The 21518-nt window shown below is 64.7% G+C and carries 24 protein-coding genes and 1 tRNA gene; 11 read left to right on the top strand and 14 right to left on the bottom strand.

Translation table 11 applies throughout. The annotated features are described in order from the left end of the window. Window positions 1-27: 27 nt before the first annotated feature. Window positions 28-438, top strand: coding sequence for a hypothetical protein (locus ACW2Q0_RS25335; RefSeq protein ID WP_457193405.1), 411 nt, complete (start codon window positions 28-30; stop codon window positions 436-438). Between the two features lie 278 nt (window positions 439-716). Further along, window positions 717-911: a hypothetical protein gene (locus tag ACW2Q0_RS25340; RefSeq protein WP_457193406.1), complete on the top strand. Its 195-nt coding sequence runs from the start codon at window positions 717-719 to the stop codon at window positions 909-911. A 53-nt stretch (window positions 912-964) separates the two neighbouring features. On the opposite strand, the gene ACW2Q0_RS25345 is transcribed toward ACW2Q0_RS25340, so the two are convergent. The 3 genes from ACW2Q0_RS25345 to ACW2Q0_RS25355 all read right to left on the bottom strand — a co-directional run bounded on the left by ACW2Q0_RS25345 (window position 965) and on the right by ACW2Q0_RS25355 (window position 2825). Next, window positions 965-1924 carry a hypothetical protein gene (locus ACW2Q0_RS25345; RefSeq protein ID WP_457193407.1) on the bottom strand — a complete coding sequence of 320 codons (960 nt, stop codon included), beginning with the start codon at window positions 1922-1924 and terminating at the stop codon, window positions 965-967. Window positions 1925-2037: 113 nt separating this feature from the next. Next, a complete protein-coding gene (locus ACW2Q0_RS25350; RefSeq protein WP_457193408.1) occupies window positions 2038-2478 on the bottom strand; it encodes a Fur family transcriptional regulator in 441 nt (146 codons plus the stop codon). Further along, window positions 2475-2825 carry an ArsR/SmtB family transcription factor gene (locus tag ACW2Q0_RS25355; protein WP_457193409.1) on the bottom strand — a complete coding sequence of 117 codons (351 nt, stop codon included), beginning with the start codon at window positions 2823-2825 and terminating at the stop codon, window positions 2475-2477. Before ACW2Q0_RS25355 ends, ACW2Q0_RS25350 begins: the two co-directional genes overlap by 4 nt. A 195-nt stretch (window positions 2826-3020) precedes the next feature. On the opposite strand from ACW2Q0_RS25355, the gene ACW2Q0_RS25360 reads away from it, so the two are divergent. After that, on the top strand, window positions 3021-4412 hold the full coding sequence (locus tag ACW2Q0_RS25360; RefSeq protein WP_457193410.1) for a glycine--tRNA ligase: 1392 nt from the start codon (window positions 3021-3023) through the stop codon (window positions 4410-4412). 86 nt (window positions 4413-4498) lie between these two features. On the opposite strand, the gene ACW2Q0_RS25365 is transcribed toward ACW2Q0_RS25360, so the two are convergent. Next, window positions 4499-4897: a DUF1707 domain-containing protein gene (locus ACW2Q0_RS25365; protein WP_457193411.1), complete on the bottom strand. Its 399-nt coding sequence runs from the start codon at window positions 4895-4897 to the stop codon at window positions 4499-4501. A gap of 131 nt (window positions 4898-5028) precedes the next feature. Between ACW2Q0_RS25365 and ACW2Q0_RS25370 the strand changes: the two genes are divergently transcribed. Further along, entirely contained in the window at window positions 5029-5949 is a 921-nt protein-coding gene (locus tag ACW2Q0_RS25370) for an NADP-dependent oxidoreductase (RefSeq protein ID WP_457193412.1), read from the top strand. Here the strand turns inward: ACW2Q0_RS25370 and ACW2Q0_RS25375 are convergent. Next, window positions 5946-6572, bottom strand: a complete 627-nt coding sequence (locus ACW2Q0_RS25375; RefSeq protein ID WP_457193413.1) for a TenA family protein — start codon at window positions 6570-6572, stop codon at window positions 5946-5948. The two genes, ACW2Q0_RS25370 and ACW2Q0_RS25375, sit on opposite strands and share 4 nt — an antisense overlap. A 71-nt stretch (window positions 6573-6643) precedes the next feature. Between ACW2Q0_RS25375 and ACW2Q0_RS25380 the strand changes: the two genes are divergently transcribed. Further along, a complete protein-coding gene (locus ACW2Q0_RS25380) occupies window positions 6644-7909 on the top strand; it encodes a phthiocerol/phthiodiolone dimycocerosyl transferase family protein (protein ID WP_457193414.1) in 1266 nt (421 codons plus the stop codon). A gap of 12 nt (window positions 7910-7921) precedes the next feature. On the opposite strand, the gene ACW2Q0_RS25385 is transcribed toward ACW2Q0_RS25380, so the two are convergent. After that, the gene (locus tag ACW2Q0_RS25385) at window positions 7922-8317 is read right to left on the bottom strand and encodes a PPOX class F420-dependent oxidoreductase (RefSeq protein WP_457193415.1); all 396 of its coding nucleotides are present in this window, start codon (window positions 8315-8317) and stop codon (window positions 7922-7924) included. A gap of 48 nt (window positions 8318-8365) precedes the next feature. Between ACW2Q0_RS25385 and ACW2Q0_RS25390 the strand changes: the two genes are divergently transcribed. After that, window positions 8366-8788: a MarR family winged helix-turn-helix transcriptional regulator gene (locus ACW2Q0_RS25390; RefSeq protein WP_457193431.1), complete on the top strand. Its 423-nt coding sequence runs from the start codon at window positions 8366-8368 to the stop codon at window positions 8786-8788. 35 nt (window positions 8789-8823) lie between these two features. Here ACW2Q0_RS25390 and ACW2Q0_RS25395 read toward each other — a convergent pair whose 3' ends face one another. Then, window positions 8824-10794, bottom strand: coding sequence for a TPM domain-containing protein (locus tag ACW2Q0_RS25395; RefSeq protein ID WP_457193416.1), 1971 nt, complete (start codon window positions 10792-10794; stop codon window positions 8824-8826). Between the two features lie 30 nt (window positions 10795-10824). On the opposite strand from ACW2Q0_RS25395, the gene ACW2Q0_RS25400 reads away from it, so the two are divergent. The 4 genes from ACW2Q0_RS25400 (at window position 10825) to dnaG (ending at window position 15745) form a co-directional block, all read left to right on the top strand. Beyond that, window positions 10825-11499, top strand: coding sequence for an MBL fold metallo-hydrolase (locus ACW2Q0_RS25400; RefSeq protein WP_457193417.1), 675 nt, complete (start codon window positions 10825-10827; stop codon window positions 11497-11499). A gap of 357 nt (window positions 11500-11856) precedes the next feature. After that, the gene (locus tag ACW2Q0_RS25405; RefSeq protein WP_457193432.1) at window positions 11857-12525 is read left to right on the top strand and encodes a YdcF family protein; all 669 of its coding nucleotides are present in this window, start codon (window positions 11857-11859) and stop codon (window positions 12523-12525) included. A gap of 6 nt (window positions 12526-12531) precedes the next feature. Further along, window positions 12532-13773 carry a deoxyguanosinetriphosphate triphosphohydrolase gene (locus ACW2Q0_RS25410; RefSeq protein ID WP_457193418.1) on the top strand — a complete coding sequence of 414 codons (1242 nt, stop codon included), beginning with the start codon at window positions 12532-12534 and terminating at the stop codon, window positions 13771-13773. Between the two features lie 46 nt (window positions 13774-13819). Next, window positions 13820-15745 (top strand): DNA primase, encoded by a 1926-nt coding sequence (gene dnaG / locus ACW2Q0_RS25415; protein ID WP_457193419.1) that lies wholly within the window; start codon window positions 13820-13822, stop codon window positions 15743-15745. A gap of 166 nt (window positions 15746-15911) precedes the next feature. On the opposite strand, the gene ACW2Q0_RS25420 is transcribed toward dnaG, so the two are convergent. Then, complete coding sequence (locus ACW2Q0_RS25420) at window positions 15912-16157, bottom strand: hypothetical protein (RefSeq protein ID WP_457193420.1); 246 nt, start codon at window positions 16155-16157, stop codon at window positions 15912-15914. Window positions 16158-16372: 215 nt separating this feature from the next. Between ACW2Q0_RS25420 and ACW2Q0_RS25425 the strand changes: the two genes are divergently transcribed. Continuing rightward, window positions 16373-16445 (top strand) — tRNA-Asn (locus ACW2Q0_RS25425). A 25-nt stretch (window positions 16446-16470) separates the two neighbouring features. On the opposite strand, the gene ACW2Q0_RS25430 is transcribed toward ACW2Q0_RS25425, so the two are convergent. From ACW2Q0_RS25430 to ACW2Q0_RS25455, 6 genes are all read right to left on the bottom strand, one after another. Then, complete coding sequence (locus ACW2Q0_RS25430; protein WP_457193421.1) at window positions 16471-17652, bottom strand: site-specific integrase; 1182 nt, start codon at window positions 17650-17652, stop codon at window positions 16471-16473. A 505-nt stretch (window positions 17653-18157) separates the two neighbouring features. Next, the gene (locus ACW2Q0_RS25435; protein ID WP_457193422.1) at window positions 18158-19870 is read right to left on the bottom strand and encodes a replication initiator; all 1713 of its coding nucleotides are present in this window, start codon (window positions 19868-19870) and stop codon (window positions 18158-18160) included. After that, entirely contained in the window at window positions 19870-20502 is a 633-nt protein-coding gene (locus ACW2Q0_RS25440) for a hypothetical protein (protein ID WP_457193423.1), read from the bottom strand. Before ACW2Q0_RS25440 ends, ACW2Q0_RS25435 begins: the two co-directional genes overlap by 1 nt. Then, a complete protein-coding gene (locus ACW2Q0_RS25445; protein ID WP_457193424.1) occupies window positions 20502-20750 on the bottom strand; it encodes a hypothetical protein in 249 nt (82 codons plus the stop codon). Before ACW2Q0_RS25445 ends, ACW2Q0_RS25440 begins: the two co-directional genes overlap by 1 nt. Continuing rightward, window positions 20734-21006, bottom strand: coding sequence for a hypothetical protein (locus ACW2Q0_RS25450; protein WP_457193425.1), 273 nt, complete (start codon window positions 21004-21006; stop codon window positions 20734-20736). Before ACW2Q0_RS25450 ends, ACW2Q0_RS25445 begins: the two co-directional genes overlap by 17 nt. Beyond that, window positions 21003-21518 (bottom strand): DNA cytosine methyltransferase (locus tag ACW2Q0_RS25455; protein ID WP_457193426.1); only part of this gene is annotated, 516 nt, incomplete at its 5' end. The genes ACW2Q0_RS25450 and ACW2Q0_RS25455, both read right to left, overlap by 4 nt.

Raw genomic sequence — 21518 nt, forward strand, 5'->3', positions numbered from 1 at the left:
CGGCGGCAGCGAATGAATGGCACGGACATGGACGCAGCAGTCACCCCCGAACAAGAGCTACAGGCCCGCGCCGGCGCCTGCTTATCGCTCTACGACATCGATGTGCGTATCGATCCGGAGGGTTCGCTCGGCTTCGAATACGAGGGCGCGCTGTGCTCGCTGCGCGCGGTGACGCTGGCACCAGGCCTGGACGTGCTGACGCTGACCTGCGTGCTGGCCTGGGACCGCCCGCTCAAAACGCAGTTGCACAAGCGGGTCGCCGAGCGCAACAGCGCGATCCAGTTCGGCTCGATCACCCTGATCACCCGTGGTAACCAGGCCGATGTCATGTTGCGCTACACCTTCCCGGCCGCCGGTCTGGACGATCAGGCGCTGACCACCATGCTGCTGCTGGTGCTGTCCGGTGCGGGTAAGGCGAGGCAGGGACTGCTGCCCTGAACCGCTGACCTGGTCCGGGCACTGCCGCGGATGCTTGCTACTGCCCGTTCGTCCACGCTCATGATCGAGCATTGTGCGTGCAATCGGGGCCGAGTTTCGGTGTGCGCACCGTCAGGGCAGCAATGGCGATGGGTGTGAGGTCGGCGCTGCGGGGGCTACGACATCCGATTTGCTAGATCGGGTCGTCGGGGACGGCGGAATCAGGGCGGACGGGAAGCGGTGCGGCTGGTTCGGCGGGCTCATGTCCGTTGTCGCGGCCGTGGGGGACCGTCGGCCAAATGCTGCCGCCGGGTGCGGCCGCCTCATTACTGCGTTCTGCCTTCTTCGACGGTGCCGCAGCCACCAAACCCCTTGCGGTCCTTATCGTCTGGGCGTTGGCCGCCCTGGTTCTCCTGGGGGTGGGCGCACTTCGCGGACGTCGTTCGGCCGCGGAGCCCGCCCCGGTCCGCTCGGGCGATCCGGTGGCGGTCTGATCCCACAGCCACCAGTGTTCGGTTATCCGAATGATGGTGGCCCACTGGGGTTCTCAGGAGATGGTGAAGGAGAAGTTCGGGGCGGTCCCCGCACCCTTCTTCGCGTCGTAGGTCACCACGTAACTGCCGGTGGCGGGGGAGGGAACCACGAAAACGACGTAATTCTTCGCGTTGTCGATGGTTTCGTTGGTATTCAGCAGCTCGTTGATCGGCCCGCGGATATCGGCGGGAATCGTCTGGCCGTCCGGGGTTTTCACGGTGAAGTAGTCATAGAAGACATTCAGTCCGCCCGCGGGGATCCCGGGTCCACCAATGATCTCGAGGTGCAACGAGAGATCCATCTTGTCGCGCTCGCTCTTGGTGTAACTCGGAGTCAGCGTGCCGCCGGTGATTTCGATCGTCGTCTGATCCTGCACCAGTTTGCCCGTGACATTCAGCGTCTTGGGGGCGACGCCTTCGACCTGAGCCGAGGTCTTCAACGGGATCTTGGTCTGATTATCCGAAGCCTGTCCGTAGATCACGGAAATCGTGTCCAGTAGGTGCTCGGCATCGTGCAGCGTCTTGACCGAGGTGGTGACTTTGCCGGTGGCCGAACCCTTTCCGGGCACGGTCGGTGAATCGAAGCTCGCCCCGGCGTCGACCTCTTTGTCGACCTGCAGGTAGGTGTTATTACTGATCGTCTTGTTGTCGGGAGTGGTGTTCTTGTAGGTGATATCGATCAGCACCTTGGCGCCGCCGTATTCGTCGGGCACCACGGTCGCCTTGTCCACCGTGATATCGAAGCCCTCGTACCATCCGGTCTTGCCGATGGTGCGGACGGTCGCTTGGCCGCTTTTCGCCCCCGGTTGCCCCTGGTCGATGGTGCTCTGTGCTGACGATGTCGACGTCGGACCAGCCTTGCCGTCCTTGTCGTTGCACGCCGTCATGAGCAGGGCGGAACTGCCGATGAGTACGGCCGCTCCGATTGTGGTGATTTTCCGGCGTCTATCCGCCGCGAAAATGGTCGATCGCACGCTGCCTCCCAGAAGATTTCGATCTCAGTGCGCGACGTCCGGAACGCCCGGACGTTAGGTGCTTCGCACTGAAATCTTCTCCGGCGGCAGCGCCGTTAACTATGTGACCGCGGTCATATTTTCGAGCGGTCCGCCTTCGCGCATTCGCAGCAGGTTCCGAAGATCTCCATGGTGTGGCTGACCTCGGTGAATCCGTGTTCGCCGGCGATGGCTTCGGCCCATGCCTCGACCGTCGGTCCTTCGACCTCCACGGTGCGTCCGCAGTGGCGGCAGACCAGATGGTGATGATGTCCGGTGGAGCACTGCCGATAGACGGACTCGCCGGTGTCGGTGCGCAGCACATCGACGAGTCCGGCATCGGCCAGTGACTGCAAGGTGCGGTAGACGGTGGTCAGTCCGATGCCTTCGCCGCGGCGGCGCAATTCGTCGTGCAACTCCTGCGCGGAGCGGAACTCGTCGATATCGCCGAGCAGCGCGGCGATCGCACTGCGCTGCCGGGTACTGCGAATGCCGACCGGCTTGTCCGGCAAGGCCGTCTTATCTGCCACGATCACCCTTCCTCGGCATGGGCCACGGCGTCGACCACGATATGCGCCAGATGGTCGTCGACGAGTTCGTACAGCACTTCGCGGCCGGAGCGTTCCCCGTGTACCACGCCCGCGGACTTGAGAATCCGCAGGTGCTGGCTGACCAGTGGTTGCGTGACGCCGAGAACATCGACCAATTCGTGTACGCAGCGCGGCGATTCGCGCAATTGCAGCACAATGGCGATGCGTACCGGGGCGGCGAGGGCGCGCAGCAACTCGCCCGCGTCTTCCAGGACGCTCCGCGTCGGCACCGGCACCGGCGCGGGTGATCGGTACGGGTTGTGCGGATGGGTGGTAGCGGTCTCGGCGGTCATCGAACCAACTCCTTATTGGAAAGCGATTCCATTTTGATATGCACGGTTGCGCATGTCAAACGAGCGCGCCCGACGACTACGCGTGTGCGGTGCAAAACCGGTTGGCCGGTGCCGATAGGCTGGAGGGCAATCTTGCGCCGAGACGAGCGACTCGGCGCAATCGAATCCGACTCGTAGTGGATGGAGAATTCTCGAGTGGCACCCAAGTCGAAGGTGGACACCGTTGCCAACCTCGCCAAGCGTCGGGGTCTGGTGTACCCGTGTGGTGAGATCTACGGCGGCACCAAATCGGCGTGGGACTACGGTCCGCTGGGTGTCGAGCTCAAGGAGAACATCAAGAAGCAGTGGTGGCGTTCCATGGTCACCAGCCGCGAGGATGTGGTCGGCCTCGACTCGTCGGTGATTCTGCCGCGTCAGGTGTGGGTCGCATCCGGCCACGTCGGTGTCTTCAACGATCCGCTGGTCGAATGCCTGAACTGCCACCACCGGCACCGGCAGGACCACCTGCAGGAGGCCTACGCGCTCAAGCACAAGATCGACGACCCGGACTCGGTCTCGATGGAGTTGGTGGCGTGCCCGGACTGCGGCACCGTCGGTCGATGGACCGAGCCGCGTGACTTCAACATGATGCTCAAGACCTACCTCGGCCCGGTCGAGTCCGAAGAGGGTCTGCACTACCTGCGCCCGGAAACCGCGCAGGGCATCTTCATCAACTTCGCCAATGTGATGACGACCGCGCGCAAGAAGCCGCCGTTCGGCATCGCGCAGATCGGCAAGAGCTTCCGAAACGAGATCACCCCCGGCAACTTCATCTTCCGCACCCGTGAGTTCGAGCAGATGGAGATGGAGTACTTCGTCGAACCGGGTGAGGACGCGCAGTGGCACAAGTACTGGATCGACACCCGGTTCGCCTGGTATACCGACCTCGGCATCGACCCGGAGAATCTGCGCCTGTTCGAGCACCCGAAGGACAAGCTGTCGCACTACTCGGCGGGCACCACCGATATCGAGTACCGCTTCGGCTTCCAGGGCAACGAGTGGGGTGAGCTGGAAGGCATCGCCAACCGCACCGACTTCGATCTGAAGACCCATTCGGAGCATTCCGGCAATGACCTGAGCTACTTCGACCAGACCACCAATGAGCGCTACACCCCGTATGTGATCGAGCCCGCGGCCGGCCTGACCCGCTCGCTGATGGCGTTCCTGGTCGATGCCTACACCGTCGACCAGGCGCCGAATGCCAAGGGCGTCATGGAGGAGCGCATCAGTCTGCGGCTGGACCGCAGGCTCGCACCGGTGAAGGCGGCCGTGCTGCCGCTGTCGCGCAATGCGGATCTGACGCCGAAAGCGAAAGATCTTGCGGCACAGCTGCGCAAGCACTGGAATGTCGAATTCGACGATGCCGGCGCCATCGGCCGCCGCTACCGGCGCCAGGACGAAATCGGCACGCCGTTCTGCATCACCGTCGACTTCGACACCCTCGAAGACCAGGCGGTCACCGTCCGCGAGCGCGATTCGATGGCACAGGAGCGGATCGCGCTGGACAAGGTCGAGGGCTACTTGGCGCAGCATCTCATCGGCGCCTGAATTCGCTGACGAGCAACGCCCTGTCGCGCCGCGGCAGGGCGTTTCGTCGGTCAGTGGTGCTGAATCGACCTACGCCGCAGGTGAATTCAGCGCCTCTCCGGTTTCCGGTTCGACTGCAGGAGCAATTCGATCGCGCTCGGGATCAGTAGCGCGCACCCCCAGGGCACCGCGACCCAGAACGGCCAGAAGTATCCGGCGCCGGTCGCCAGCCAGATCGCGACGCACAGTGCGTTCACCGCGACCCACGGAATCCACATGATAACGACCCACTGCGGCACGCGTCGGGCTGCGGGAACCTCTTTGCGTGGTACCGGCAGGTCCAACAGGAGCGGAGTCAGCTCGCCATAGGTTCTGGCGGCATACACCTGTTCGAGTCGATCGTCGTATTCGTGCAGCGACAACCGGCCGTCGTTCATCGCCACCGGCAATTGTTCCGCGATTTTCTCGCGGTCTGCGTCCGATGCTCGCAGCCTCTCCTCAGCCACGGGCGTCAGCTCAGGGGCTGGTGCCGTCCATGGCAGTGCGTCTCGAGAATCGCCGGGCATGGAAATATCCGGCGGGGTTATTCGGTTGTGGGGCGATGTGCCGTATGTCACCGAGTAGGCGGGAGCCGGATATGGCAAGAGCTGTGAAGTTCGATCGTTATGGCGGAATCGAAGAACTGAAGGTGGTCGAGGTGCCGACGCCGAAGGCGGGACCCGGTCGGGTCCTTGTCGAGGTCGTCGCGGCCGGTATCAATCCGGGGGAGGGGTATATCCGTTCGGGCGCACTACACGAGCGTTGGCCTACGACATTCCCGTCGGGTGAGGGGACCGATTTCGCGGGTCGCGTCGTCGAGCTCGGATCTGGTGTCGGCGGGGTCCAGATCGGCGCCGAGGTGCTCGGATTCACCGATGAGCGGGCCAGTCATGCGACCCATGTGGTGGTGCCCGCCGAGCAGGTGACGCTCAAGCCGGCGAAACTGGATTGGAATGTCGCCGGATCGTTGTATGTCGCTGGGACAACAGCTTTCGCCGCCGTGCGAGCGGTCGATCCGCAAGTGGGCGATACGGTCGCGGTTTCGGGGGCCGCCGGCGGCGTCGGCTCGATTGCCGTACAACTCCTGCGGGCCAGGGGCGCAACGGTTCTCGGCATCGCGAGCGAGGCGAATCACGATTGGCTGCGCAAGGCCGGGGTGATACCGGTGGCCTATGGTGCGGGTCTGATCGACCGGATCCGCGCGGCCGCGCCCGCGGGTGTGGACGCGTTCATCGATACTTTCGGTGCCGAATATGTCGATCTCGCAATCGAACTCGGGGTCGCGGTCGAACGCATCGATACGATCATCAACTTCGCGGCCGCCGAGAGATATGGCGTGAAGACCGACGGCAATGCCGCCGCGGGCACCGTAGATGTGCTTGCCGAACTCGCCGATCTGGCTGCCGCGGGCACGGTGGAGGTACCCATCGCGGCGACCTATCCGCTCGACAAGGTTCAGGAGGCCTATCGCGAACTGGAGCAGCGCCACACACGTGGCAAGATCGTGCTGCGGCCCTAATCGGGCACGTCCCAGAACGCGTATTCATGGCGCATGCCCCGGAGGAAGAGCTCTTGCGCACGGCCGCGATCGCCACCTGCCTCATCGATCATCTGCCCACAGCGGCGGGTGAGCGCCGCGAATCCGGGATCGGCATAGGTGTCGACCCAGCGCCGGTAGCGCGGTTCCGACGGCGGATTCTCGGCGAGGATCGCGCCGAGAGTCGAATACCCCCACATACACGGGTACAGCGCCGCCAATCCATCGGCGTAGGACGCGGCCGACTCCAGCAGGAATGCGGTGTAGGCCGCGCACGGCGCACCCTTCGTCGCACCATCGAGGTCCGCCCCGAATTCGGCGGCCAACGACCGGTGCAGGGATAGCTCCTCGTGATAGGTCGCGTGCGCGAGATCCACCAGATCGCCGAGATGGGACGCCGGCGCCTGCCAGGCCAGTCGGGCGAAGACCCGCACATAGTCCAGCAAGAACAGGTAATCCTGTTCGAGCCAGGACCGGAAGACCGATTCGGGCAGATCGCCTTCGGCGATGCCCGCCACGGTCGGATGCTCCAGCTGGCTCACCACCAGCGGAAAACCGAGTTTCTCCAGATGCGCCGTAAGACCGATGTGTGCCGCGGGACTCATGTGGGCAGTCTCTCTCAGTCGGAGTGGCTTCGGGTTTGCGCCCGGTCTGTAGTTGCCGCACGCTGAGCGATGTGTTGTGGGACGAGGAGGATTCGGTGCGGGTGTTGGGTGCCTCGGAACAACGTTTCGTGCGCGCGGGGACCTACACCGGACGATCCGTTATGGTCGTCGGTGATCTCGATACGAATGCGTTGGGGGCGGCCTTCACCGCGCTACAGCGCGCCTATCCGGTGGTGACCTGCCGGATAGGCGAAGATGCCACCGGCCGCGGTTATCTGCTGCGCCGCGGCGATACCCCGCCGAGCGGCATGACATCGAGTCTCGGTGACCCGGATCCCATCCGCATCCCGGAGCCGATAGATCCGGCCGGACAACTGGCTTATCTGGATGTCGTGCGCTCCGAGCGGGGCCGCTCGCGCGTGACACTTTTCGCCCACCACAGCATCGCCGACGCGGGCCACTGCGTCGAACTGCTGACCCGACTATGGGATTTCTACACCGATTACGTCGAATCCGGTACGACAACCTTTGTGCCGCACGACTATCCGCAGTCGCTGGAATGGCATGTATCGGCGCGCGGGATCGTCCGCCATGCGGTCTCCGGTTTCGAGGATGTCACCAAACCGCTACGGCCCGTGGTCATTCCGCCCGCACCGGCCATCCCCGCACCCGCCGCGCTGGTCCGGCCGCGGCGCATCGTCTTGGACGCACAGGCGAGCGCCCGCATCATCGGCCGCGGGCGCTATCCGGGGGTAACCGTCAACGGTGTGGTGACCGCTGCCCTGCTGCGTGCCTTCGCCACGGAAAAGGCCGTGGTCGCCGGCGATCCGGTGCCGCTCGGCTGCCTGTATCCAGTGGATATGCGCACCCGCCTGGAACCGCCGGTCGCGCGCGCGGAGGGCACCAATATGGCGGGTCTGGCCTCCTTCGCCACCGAGGTCGACCTGGCCGCGGACATCCTCGGCCTGGCCCAACGCATTTCGAGCCGATTGCGACATGACCTCGCCGAGGGCATCGTCGCGCAGTCGGTGCTGCACTTCCCGGATTACTACGGCCCCAGCCGGATCCACTCCCTGGCCGGGCATGTCGCGGTGACGAATACCGGTACCGTGCCCGCCCTGCGCACTCCCGCGAATATCGCGCTCACCGACTACGAGATCGTCTATGTCTCCGCCCATCCGCGTCCCTCCGCAGGTGCCTCGGCGGCAATCACTTTCCTGGTCTACACCTTCGAAGGTCGACTGACCGTCGGCGTGGTCGGCGGCGATGCCGACCGGCTCGTGCCGGCGGTGCGCAACGAATTGACGGCCCTCGCGGAGGAGGCCGTCAACTCCTGAAGGCGCGGGCAACTATTGGTAGGTAGCGTGCGTGGGGCGCATGACGAGCACGACCCGGCGCTCATGGTCGGCGACCGGACGCTGATACGGCAGGTCGTAGCGGCGCGCGAGCACATCGAAGAAGTCGCCATCGGGATCGGGTTCGATGGCCTCGATGACGCCGCGGACCTCGAGGTAGCGGTAGGGCTTGTCCGGATCGTTGATGCTCACCGCGACTTCGGGATTCTGCTTGGTATTGACGGCCTTGCGCCGATCGATCGTAGTGGTGAAGCGCAGGCGCCCGCCATCCCACACCTGCCATACCGGCGTCACCTGCGGAGTGCCGTCCGGGTTGAGCGTGGCGAGATGCGCGAACAACGGTCGCGATAGCAAATCGGCGTGGCTCTCGGGGATTACGGAGTCATTCATACTTTAAAGGCTATCAAAGCTTTGATAGATCAGCTATCTTTGACACTTATGAAATTGCCCGCCGATCAGCGGCTCGGTTTGGACCTCAAGCGTGCCGAGCAGGAGCTGATGGCCGTCAAACATGAGGCGGTCAAACCGCTTACGGTGCCGCAGTACGCGGCGCTCTATGCGCTGTCGGAGAATCCGGGCATCTCCGCCGCCGCCCTCGCTCGCGAATGTCTGGTGACACCGCAGGCCATGACAGTGGTCCTGAAGAACCTGCAGGAGCGTGGATTCGTGGAGCGCACACCGCATCCCTGGCACCGCGGCGTACTCGAAAGCCACTTGACCCCTGCCGGACGCAAGGCCTTCGCCAAGGCCGATGCCAAGGCCGCCGCCATCGAGCGCCGCGTGGCCGCCGCCTTCAGTGCGAAGGAGCGCGCACAGTTGCGAGAGTTGTTGGCCCGGTTCACCGAGGCGCTGCAGGAGTGAGGGCGGATGGCCTCACACGGTGTCGGGGCCAGCCCTCAGAACCGTCCGCCCCGGCTGATGCGGCGCGATCCGCTGGAGCCACCGTATGAAGCGGGGGTATAGCCGCCCGAGCCTTGGTGGGTGGCGCCGCGCAGCAGTCCCTCGATCAGGATTCCGCCGAGCACCGCACCCGCCTGGGCCGTACCCGATGGCGGCTGGCTGTTCTCCCAGGCCCGCACGCTGGCCTGGGCTTCCTGTAATGCGCGCGAACCCAGGTCGGCGGCGGACTGCGCGCTGACCAGCGCCTGGGCCGGATCGGTAGTGGAAAGTTTCTGTGCCGCATCGAGATTGCGTTGTGCCTCGGACAAACGGGTGCGTGCCGGTGCGTCGATGCCGCCGCGTCGGGTGCCGATGTAGTCGGATGCCGCGCCGATCCGGGCGCGAGCATCGGTGAGCGCTCGGTCGAGCCGTCGCTGTAGGTCCTCGGCGGCCAGTTTGCGGTCGGTGGCCGTGGCATTGGCGAGATCCAGCGCGTTATCGGCGGCGACGGCGTTGTGGAAGGCATCCATCGGGTCGCTGTCTGCGGCGGCTACCGCGGTGGTCAGCGCCGTCTCCGCTGCGATGATGGCGGCCTGCAGATCGACACCGCCATAGCCCGAAAGCTCCTTCGCGGTGCCGATATCCGCGCGCAGTTCGGCGAGTGCTGCGGGCAGCCCGTCGGTCGCCTGCTGGATATTCGTCGCCGCATTGTCGACGGCATCGAATAGCGTACGAGCCTGTCCCACAGCCCCTTCCGCGGCCCGGATGGCGGCGACCGCACCGCCTTGCTTGCCGACCGGCTGGGTGAGAGCGGCGCGGCCCGTAGCGATATTCCGTTCCGCGAAGGTGATTCGCTCGCGCGCCATGGTCACGTTATCTCGAACCGGAGCGAGGACGCTGGCCGGATACGCGGTGGTGAGCCGGGTGAGTTCGGTCTGCGAGCGCGGCGTGCGCCCGGTCAGATCGACCAAATCCCTTGTCAGCCCGTCCAATCGAGCGGGCGCGTTGATGAGCAGATCGCGCATCGCATCGAATTCGGCAACCTGAGCGTCGAGTTCCCGATCGGCCCGCCCGACCGTGCTGATCAGATCGACCAGCATGGTGCGCTGCTGATCCGGTGTCTCGGGAATATCGTCATCGAGCTGCTGTCTGATCGAGAATGCCTTGGCGGCAGCAGATTTCGCTCTCGCCAAAGCGGTGCTGAATGGACTGACCGCGGTATCGCCGAATTCACCGGTGGCCAACTCCAATTCCTCGGCGCTGGTCCGCACGGCATTATCGATCTCGACCAGCACCTCCTTCGAACGGGCTTGCAACGCATCCAGTGACAATGCCGCGAGCGCGGTGGAGTTGTCCGGATCGATCTGCCGCGCCGACGCCAACTCCGCACGCCTTCGGTCAGCGCGCCGTTTGCGTGAATACAGCACCAGCCCAACGATGATCACCACGATCAGCCCGGCGACGACCGATAGCGTCCATACGCTGACCCCACCACCGCGCATCGCCGAATCCAAACCATCCGCCAGCACAACCCCGGCGTCGGCCCATCGGCCGTCCCGCAGCGCGGGCTCCACATCGCGCGTCAACACGGTGTCCAATTCGGTATCGCTGACACTCTTGGGCAACTCGCCATTGAACCAATACGCGCGATCTGTGGTGGCGACGGCGAGCATCAGATCACGCGCACCGAATCCGGACATGGTCGCGGTGCGATCGGCCCACTGCTGCGGACTCATCCCGTTGAAATCTCGCACATAGACAACCCAGAGCCGCATCTGCTGATCGGCGTACAGATCGTCGATCGCCGCCGACACCCGATCGAGTTGCTTGTGATCGAGCACCTGCGCCGAGTCGACTACATACGACCCCATCCGCAGCGGCGGCTCGGCGCCGACGGGGCCACCAGCCAGTGCGAGACAGAAAAACGCCACGCTCAGGACCACTGCGGCGACCCAGCGGGTTCGACGAATCGGCACTAGGAATGGCATGGGATGAATCTAGCTGGCTAGCATCGAACCGTGATCACGATCGACCTGCCGTACACCGGTCACTTGTCCCCTGGATCGAATCCGCAACAGCGAGACATCCCCGGTGCCCGCATTATCAAAATGTCCGTCGGCGACATGGACAACAACTGCTATCTGGTGCAGTGCACCGCCACCGGCGCGGCACTGCTCATCGACGCCGCCAATGAGGCCGACCGCATTATCGAACTCGTCGACCAGGAGACGCCCGGCCGGGTCGCCCTGGTCGTCACCACCCATCAGCATCACGACCACTGGGTTGCTCTGGAAAAGGTCGCCGCCGCCACCGGCGCACCGACCGCCGCGCATCCACTCGATGCCGAACCACTCCCGGTGCGCCCCGACCGTTTACTCGCCGACGGTGACCTCGTCGAGATCGGCGATCTGGCCTTCGAGGTCATCCACCTGCGTGGACATACCCCCGGCTCGGTTGCCCTCGCCCTGGCCGACGGCCCCGGCGTGCACCTGTTCACCGGCGACTCCCTCTTCCCAGGCGGAGTCGGCCGCACCGCCAACCCGGTCAATTTCAACTCCCTCTACACCGACGTCACCACCAAGATCTTCGATCGCTATCCGGATGACGCCGTCGTCTATCCCGGTCACGGTGATGACACCACGCTCGGCATCGAACGCCCGCACCTCGGCGAATGGCGCGAACGCGGCTGGTAGTCGCGGTCAGGCGGCGTGCGGGGTTGAGACTGTCGGCGGCCTTGGTGAAATCCAAGGGCTGGAACGGTTTCGAGTAATCGCCGGAGTCGATGGCGGCTCCGGCCCTCGCGAGTGCCCATTCGGCCAGTCCACGCGCGCCGCGCGGCTCGGTGCTGATCAGTTCGACCAGCGCGCGGCGGGCGAGGATATCGGTCCAGCACCTCGTGCACGCAGCGATGGTCCAAGAGGCAGGCCACCACGAGATCGCTCGTGGCCACCGCCTCAGCTGCGGTCAGGCACGTTCGACCGATCGATATCCGCCGGTTACGTTCTCGGCGGAGGTGACCTGGCAAACTTGGTGAGGTGTATTCGGCGACCCTGGCCTCGGCTCCCGGATCCGACCCGTCCCACGGCGTCGGAGGTGAGTTCCTGCGCTGGGCGAGACGGCTGGTCCTCGGCGCGATCTTGACGGGGGTAGTGCTGGTCGGCGGCACGGCATTCCGGGTCTGGCAGGTCGCCCGCATCGACGACTACACCAAGGCCGATGCGATCGTCGTACTCGGTGCCGCGCAATACTCCGGCACACCGTCGACGGTGTTCGAGGCGCGACTGGACCAGGCCTACAAACTGTTCGAGGCCGGTGTCGCACCCAAGGTGATCACCGTGGGCGGTAAGCAGGACGGCGATCTGTATACCGAGGCCGCCTCCGGCAAGAACTATCTGCAGGGGCGCGGCATACCGAGCGATCGGATCCTCGCGGTGGAAACGGGGTCGGACACGCTGCGCAGCATCGAGGCCGTCGCGACCGCCATGAGCGCCCGCGGGATGTCCTCGGCGGTGCTGGTCAGTGATCCGTGGCATTCGCTGCGCACCAGAACCATGGCCCGCGACGCCGGGCTGGCGGCCTGGACCGCGCCGACCCGGACCGGGCCGGCTGTGTACACCAGGGAGTCGCAAGCGCACGGAATCGCGAGGGAGACCGGCGCTTTGCTCTGGTATCAGCTCACGCACTTCTCGTCGGACTTCAAATACTCAGCGGGGCAGTGAGATTCGATGTATACCGAGCACGACCGGGAACGAATGGTGCTGGAGGGCGCCAAGACCGCCGGGCTCGGCCCGCCGCGCAGTGAATTCGAAACCGGCCACCGCACCGAATTCGCCCGCGACCGCGCCCGTGTGCTGCACTCTGCCGCCCTGCGCAGACTCGCCGACAAAACCCAGGTCATGGGGCCGCGTGATGGTGACACTCCGCGCACGCGCTTGACTCATTCGATCGAAGTCGCCCAGATCGGGCGTAGCATCGCCGACGGTCTCGGCTGTGATCCGGATCTGGTCGACCTGGCCGGATTGGCGCATGACATCGGCCATCCGCCCTACGGCCACAATGGCGAAAATGCTCTCGATCTCTTCGCCGACGCGTACGGCGGATTCGAGGGCAATGCGCAGAATCTGCGCATCCTCACGCGGCTGGAACCGAAGGTTCTGGACGCGGACGGCACCAGCGCCGGCTTGAATCTGACGCGTGCCGCACTCGACGCGGCCATCAAATATCCTTGGGGCAGAACAGGTTCGGGCACCAAATTCGGCGCCTACGATATCGATCTGGATCGGCTGGAATGGGTGCGCAAGGATGCGCCGGACCGACGCAAGAGCCTCGAATGCCAGATCATGGATTGGTCCGACGATGTGGCGTACTCGGTGCACGATGTGGAAGACGGTGTGATCGCCGGGCGCATCGAATTGGGCGCCCTCGCCGATCCGTCCGAGCAAGCGGCGCTGGCCGAACTCGGACACGACCAACACCCATCGCTTTCGGCGGACGACCTCATCGGCGCCGCCCAGCGGCTCTCCGAACTGCCCGTGGTGGCCGCGGCCGCCTCCTACGACGGCACGCTCACCAGTTCGGTTGCGTTGAAGCGTCTCACCAGTGAACTGGTCGGTCGTTTCGCCACCGCCGCGATCATGGCCACGCGCGAGGTTGCCGGCGGCGCGCCGTTGTCCCGTTATGTGGCGGATCTCGAGATTCCGCCGATCGTCGCCGCCGAGGTCGCGATGCTCAAAACCGTCGCCCTGCGCTACGTCATGTCCGACCGCCGGCACAAGCAGCGGCAGGCGGTGCAGCGGGAGCGGATTCTGGCGGTCGCACACCGGCTGCTGGCGACGGCACCGCACGGGCTGGATCCGCTGCTGCTGCCGTGGTGGCACGCCGCGAGCGACGACACCGCGCGGGTTCGGGTAATCGTCGACCAGATCGCGTCGTATACCGAGAGCCGGCTGGAGCGGGTAGACGCGTGACCAGCCGCTGGGCGTGTCGAGGCCGGATTAGCTTAGACTGACCGCCGTGGCCGGACGACTCCCAGATCGCGATATCGCGGCAATACGCGAACGCGTCCGGATCGAGGATGTGGTGGGGGAGTACGTCGCCCTGAAGCGTGCGGGCGCGGACTCCATGAAGGGCCTGTGCCCGTTCCATGACGAGAAGTCCCCGTCGTTCCATGTGCGGCCGAACCACGGCCTGTACCACTGCTTCGGCTGCGGTGAGGGCGGTGACGTCTTCGCCTTCCTGCAGAAGGTCGAGCACCTCGGCTTCGTCGAAGCCGTTGAGCAGCTCGCCGACCGGATCGGCTACCAGATCAACTACGAGGGCGGCGGCACCTCGGTGCAGCGTGATCGCGGCACCAGGGCCCGGCTGGTCGCCGCTAATGCCGCCGCACACGAGTTCTATATGGCCAAACTGCGCGAGCCCGACGCCGAGGTGGCGCGCAAGTATTTGACCGATCGCAACTTCGACGGCAATGCCGCCCAGTTATTCGGCTGCGGTTACGCTCCGGCGGGCTGGGATGTGCTCACGAAGCATCTGCTGCGCAAGGGCTTCGAATTCAAGGAGCTGGAGGCGGCCGGGCTGTCGCGGCAGGGCCAGCGCGGCCCGATCGACCGCTTCCACCGGCGGCTGCTGTGGCCGATCCGCAATCTCGGCGGCGATGTCATCGGCTTCGGTGCGCGCAAGCTCTTCGACGACGACACCATGCCCGGCAAGTACATCAATACGCCGGAAACCTTGCTGTACAAGAAGTCCCAGGTGCTCTTCGGCCTCGACCACGCCAAGCGTGAGATCGCCAAGGGACATCAGGCGGTGGTGGTCGAGGGCTACACCGACGTCATGGCCATGCATCTGGCCGGCGTGAAAACCGCCGTCGCCTCCTGTGGCACCGCTTTCGGTGACGAGCATCTCGCACTGCTGCGTCGCCTGCTCATGGACGACAACTTCTGGCGCGGCGAAATCATCTATACCTTCGACGGTGACGCGGCCGGCCAGGCGGCGGCGCTGAAAGCCTTTGCCGGCGACCAGAAGTTGGCCGGGCAGACCTATATCGCCATCGCCCCCGACGGCCAGGATCCGTGCGAACTGCGTCAGCGCTGCGGCGACGGTGCCGTGCGCGACCTGGTGGCCCGACGAACCCCGTTGTACGAGTTCGTGATTCGCGGTCTGCTCGCCGACCACAATCTGGATACCGCCGAGGGACAGGTGGAGGCGCTGCGCCGCGCCGTGCCGGTGGTATCGCAGATCAAGGACAACGCACTGCGCAAGGCGTACGCGACGAAGCTGGCGGGCTGGGTCGGCTGGGACGATATCCAGACCGTGGTGCGGCGAGTCGGTGAGGAAGCCAAACGCAATCGCAACGGTGGGCGTTCGGGCGGACGTGACGCGGTGGCTGTCGCGCGGCAGCCCAGCGCTGTCGTTGCCGAACATCCCGCTGCCCGCCCCAACCCGAACGACCCGACACTGCTGCCGCAACGGCAGGCGCTCGGTGCGGCACTGCAGTATCCGGCGATGGCCGGTGCGGTTTTCGATTCGATCGAGACCGAGGCGTTTACGCACCCGGCCTATACGGCCGTTCGCGTCATGATCGCCGAGGCCGGTGGCACCGCGTCCGGGCTCAGCGGTGCGGAATGGGTCAACGCGGTTTCGGACGGTACCGAGGATCTGACTATGCGGGCATTGGTTTCCGAGCTGTCGGGCGAGCAGATGCCGGTGAAGTCCGCCAATGACATTCCCCGATTCGTCACCGGAGTGCTGGCTCGTGTTCAGGAGGCCTGGGTCGGCCGTCAGATCGCGGAGCTGAAGTCGAAGCTGCAGCGGGTGTCGTCGACCGAGCAGACCGAAGCGTATATGGCGCTGTTCGGTGATCTTGTTGCGTTGGAGCAGTATCGCAAGAGTCTGCTTACCCAGGCGATGGGCAATCACGACGACTTCGCGGCGGGCTGACCAGTTCCGGAGTACGGGGAGCCGCCGAGTGCGATTCGTCGGTCCCGCAACCAGGGAATTGCCGCACCGACGGCCAGCCGCTGCGGTCAGCGGTGCACGCCGACAACGACCAGGTGCACCACCGTCGACTGCTGACCGGCAGCTTTCCAGCTCGAATTCCGCGAACTCAGCGACGCAGCTGATCCTGCGGCACCAGGATCGTCGTCCGCTCATCCAAGGGCACCATCGGCTCCAATTTTGCCCGGGTGCTGAGCTTGTCCGATAGCTTCTGCCTCCCCATGCGCACCAGCTTGCGAGTCACCGGGCTCCCGGTCACCGCGCGGGTAGCCGCGCTGATCTGCTCATAGCGACCCCGCCCGGCCTTCGTGCCGAGCACATATCCGGCCGCAATCCCGATGATCAACCGCAGCATCTCGTAGAGCTCCTCCCAAATTGCCTGTGCGCGCGGCTACCATCCTGCCCGACGCCCGGTAGGCCTGTCGATCCGGATCCACCCCCACAGCGCTACCCCCAGACACGCCGAAGCCTCCACATGTCTCCAGGTAGAGACGCGATTTGGGAACGCGCCAGCCGATACGCTAGAGTTTCTCCTCGGCCCGCCCAGTACGGACGAGCCACGCGGAATAGTCCCCTATAGCTCAATTGGCAGAGCAGCCGACTGTTAATCGGCAGGTTTCTGGTTCGAGTCCAGATGGGGGAGCAAGAAATGACCCCTGACCAGCGCATCACCGCAACCGGTCGGGGGTCGATTTTGTATTCAGGCCGGTAAAAGCGCCAGAAAGTCTCCCAAAAGTCGGTACCGGTCCGTCACCGGCGCCGTCCTGGTCGCTGTGACCGAACCCGGTCATCACCGCGTCGTGGATGACCGCCGCCGCGTCATGGTGCACACGAGCACGCGCCATGTACTTGCGCTGAGTCATTGCCGGATCAGCGTGTTGGAGAACATCCGCAGTCACCCGAGCAGACAGCCCCCGATCATCCAGGAGCAGCGCAACCAATTTGCGGAACGCGTACGGGCTGACATCGTCCGGAAGCCCCAGCGCCTCACGGACCCGCTGCCATTGGTGACTGACGTTCACCGGATCGCGCAACGTCCAATCGAACGACGGAAAGATCAAATCCACATCGTAGTCATCCGGCGGCGGATTCTCACGCTTGCGCAACTGCATTTGCTCCCATCGGCGATCGAGTATTTCGACGGCGAACTCCGGAAGCGCGATCGTGCCTTGTGGGTTCTTCGGGTCGTTGTCCTTGACTACCCGCACCAACCCCTTACCGGACACACGGATCACCTTGCCGACAGTTTGAATGGTGCGCCGCTTACGGTCGTAGAACGGCCACGCGAATCCCAGAACCTGACTCGGACGCTGACCGACAGCACCCATGATCGCGATAAGGTCGGCGAGATCAGCGCCGTCGCAGTACTCGGCTACGGTCGGTGGCGTGTAGGAACGGATTCCGCGCTTCTGCTCAGCCTTGGTCAGCTTGCGCGGGCACGGCACGGTCGACCAGTAGACCGACGCCAGGATGAAGCACAGGTCTTCGATCCCGATATAGGCCGCGCCACCGGTACGGCCCCTCGCCGCAACGTTCTCCGGTATCTCGGCTTCCCGAACCGGGTTCACGCTCAATGGGCCACGCCGTACCGCGAACCGGAACATCCCGGACAGCATCGACCGAGCGTTCAGCATCGAACCGCGGCCATGGTTTGCGGCCACCCACTCCAAGAACGATTCCGCTGTGCCCGTCGTGAACTCCTCCGGACCGATACGACGAAACCCATACTCGCCGACCAACATTGCCGCCCAACGGTCATACAGGCGAAGTGTGTTCTCGGCACGTCCCTTCTTCACCAAATAGGCCCGATAGCCCGTCCACAGCTCCGTCACCGTCGTACGGACGGTCACCTCACCCCCACCTGTATCGGGTGCGAGGACCGACGCAGCAGCCCGGACCGCCGCCTCCGCACGACTTCCGTCCTTGTCGGGTACCCGGCGCCCTCGACTATCGAAGCGATCCGGAGATACTCGACTCACCCGTCGCCGGCGCCCACTGCGATCACGGACCCATGTATCCGCCTCCCAGTGCCCGGGACGCAACTCGGTCAACCGCACCGAGCCCGGCACACCCAGCTCTCCGGGAGGCCGACCAGTTCTTGCCATGACTCCTACTCGTTCCCGCCATCGTCCGGAATCGACTCCATCGCTTCGTGTAACGCCTGCACGTCCCAAATGAACTGACGGCCACGGCGTTTCGGCTTGGGCAACGCAAAAGGCGCTGAGCCGTCACGATTCCACCGGCGAAGGACCTCGGGATGGCAACGCACGATTTCGGCCGCCTCGTCCGTAGTAGCCCACCGCTGGCCATGACTCACAAATTCCGCTCGGATTCTCATCTTCGCCAACTCCTTCTCTAAGCTGCTTGCCGAATTGCCGAAGTTTCTTGCGCCCCTGGTGGACTGGCCGCGAGTAGGGCGTTGGTGTATTCCGCTCGCCATGTCGTTCGTTGGGCGATGGTGGCCATGATCAGCTGGTCTCGTGGTGGCGCGGACTGGTCACCGGGTTCGACGGGTCGCACGATCAGGTGCGAGGTATCGGGTTTGTGGATGCCGACCTCGGCGAGCAGTTGCCGAACGAACTCCACACGATCGGCCTTGTGATCGGGCAGGGTCTTGCCGCTCCAACGACGGGAGTTCAGGACCCGCCGACCCGGCAGCCCGAGAGTGTCACGACGATGCGCTTTGCCGCGGCAGCGGCCGGGGATGGTCTTGTCGGTGGCGCTTTTGGGGATGATGCCGTAGCGCAACCACACCGCGCAGTTGGGTGAGCATGGGGTGTGGGCGAGTTCGGTATGTAACCGGTCGTAGTGCACCGCGGTGCGCACCGATTCGGTATCGAGGACTTCGGCGATGCTCTTGGTCAGGTATTTGGTGACGTAGCCGATGGTTTTGTCGGCTTCCTTGCCCGGGACGACGCCTTTCATGTCGCCGGCGTCCATCTGTGTACCGAACCGGGCCACATGCGCGGGAGTCCAGTTGTCCACGCTGGCAAGCCGATCGAGTGCGTCATCCCATCCGGTCAACGGTTGTTTGGTGTCGGGGTCCACGAATGTCATGGCTTGGTAGTCCCAGACCGGCATCCGGTCGGCGGAGTACACCTCGTTCTCCGGGTCGAAGTGCGGCCACCACGCTTGGAAGTAGGTGCCTTCGGTGACCATGCGCAGCGTCTCTCGTGAGATCGCACCGCGGATCAGGATGTGCGCGTGTGGAGCGCCCCGCTTTTGGGGTTCCACGGTGGCGAAGTACTGCACGTCCCAGCCGACACAGCGGCGCAGGTTCTTGATCCACCGGTCGATCAGGTTGGAGAAGAAGATGATGTCGCGAGCGGCCCGGGCGTAGTCGTAGCTATCTGGGTGGCGCGGAGACCCGTCCGGGCAGGGGTTGCCGTCCTTGTCGGTGGCGCCGTCGCGGTTGATGTGTCCGTAGGAGGGCAGGGTGAGGGTCACCATCATCGACGGGCGATGCTTACCGGCGAAGATACGGCCCAGAGTCTTGCCCGACACTTTGCGTCGTGGCAGGTCTGGCACGTCTTGGCGGCGGCTGGTGGAGCGAACACGCCGTTTGCGTTTCTTCGGGTCCAGCGCCGGGATAGGGCCACGGAAACCGGACTCACGGAGCAGGAGATCCAGCGAGGCGACGATATCGCGGAATCCTTCGGCGAGTTCGTCATCCCCGGCAGCGGTGGCCTCGTGATAGCGGTCGACTGAATCAGCTCGGGCGGTGAGTAATTCGACCTGTTCGCCGGTGGGGTCGTTGGTGTCTTGCACTGGTTCGGAGTCGCGGTGCCAGCCTTCGCGGCATTGGGTCATCCGCAGCCAGCGAGCCTTGTCGGCACACGGTTTGCACACCGAGGAGATCGTGGCCTTACACGGTGCGCCGATATAGGAAACGGTCCCGGTCGTGGGGTCGACCACTCGCATGGTCACCGGTTTGACGCATACACCGTATTTCTCGGCGGCAGCTTCGGCGATATCGGCGAAGTTCGGCATGGCCCGACGTTCAGCGGCAGTCTGGCGGACCGCGCCAGCTGGCGCCTGGTCGGAATCCAGTTCCACGGCAGCAGTCATCAGGCCACGTCCTTGCCCCAGCTGTCCCCGCCATCGGTGCGAGGCAGAGCGATGACCTCAGCGAGCGAATCGCCTTGTCGCATAACCAATTCCACGGTTCCGGGTCCGACGATGATGGCGCGGCATTCCTGGGCGCCGAAGGCGTGGGCCAGGTGTTCGACCCGGTTTTCGAAGTCGGCGGGGCAATGGCCTTCCAGCATCCGCACCCGCAACCGATCCACCGCGTCGCCGATCTCGACCGACACGAGCTTGGGGACCAGTGTCCAGTCCTCCCGGGAGATGGTGAGACGGCAGGCTTGGGTGAGGCGAGCCCACCGGCGCCGATACCGAAACCAGGCCAGGAACCGAGTGCGTGCACGCCGGGTTACCCATCGCTCGAACATCTCCGGACGCTTCCAGCGCCACAGCATGATCCCCGCGATGAACACCCCGAGCGTCACGACACCGAACACCGGCCCCAGCACCACACCGGCAGCGACTGCGAGCGCGAGGGGGATCGAGATCATCGGGAACAGCACGGCCCACCACAGCGCGACGCCGATACCGATCAGGGTGTACCAGACAAGGTGCAGCAGCGCGGAGCCGATCATGTCGAACGGGTCTTGTTGTGTGTCAGTGGTTTTCGTAGCCATCACATGGCCTCCTTGCCGAACAGCTCCAACGCGAGTTGCGTCGGGACCGGGGAGTTATCGATCCATTTGCGCCACTGTTCGTCTTCGTAATCCCGGTACACGACAGCGCTTTTCGTGTGTCGGCTGATATCGAGATTTGCGGCGTAGAGAGTCGCGTCGGTGACGTTGCGGGCCTTCGGGAGGGGCTTGACGTGTTCACCGATCAGCACGCCCCACTGCACGGGTTTGCGGTCAGAATGGGACGTCATCGGACCACCCCTGTCTCGCAGGGCCGTAGGGGAGGACCGGACTGTCGTCACTGTTGATGTCGGTGATCTCGCCGGGCTTATTCGGTCCCCAGTCACCGCAGTCCTTGCACTCGGGATCACCGCAGTAGTGGCCATTTTCGCTGGTCTCGTATGGCTCCCAGTGGCCACACTCGTAGCAATGCATGATCAGCCCCCATGGCTTGGACGGCTCGATACTCATCGGCACGCCGCAGCAGGGCATCGTCTGAGTGCTCATGCCGCTACCTCGTTTCTGAGGGCTTCGGCGACCGCTGAGACCAGGTCCCGGGCCGCGGGTGGTGTGACGGCATTCCCGGCTTGGCGGACCTGTTCACGGCGGTTGCCGAGGATCACGTATTTCTGGTCGAAGGCCATGGCGCGGGCGATCTCGGAGGGTTCGAGCATCCGGAATTCGCAGTCCTGCACCACCGGTGCGGGGATGGTGAGTCCGTGATGTGTGCCAGCGGCGGCGATGGTGTCGAGCGGTTGGTGAACCGATTTGGTCGTGTTGTGGTTGCGCAGTGGCACGACCAGGGCGTACCGGTCGCGGGTGGTGGCGGTGCCGTGCGGTTCCTGGGCGGTGCGGGCGCCGCCATTGCCGTAGTAGGGCACCAGCAGGGCGGTTTCATTGCGGGTGGTCATCGTGCGTACCGGGTCAGCGGTACTGCGCGCGTACACCCCGACACGGCCCTCGACGGGGACGAGCAGCCCGTCGGCTTCCCTGGTCGTGCGGGTGGGCATGGGGTCGGT

The sequence above is a fragment of the Nocardia citri genome (genome assembly GCF_054065835.1).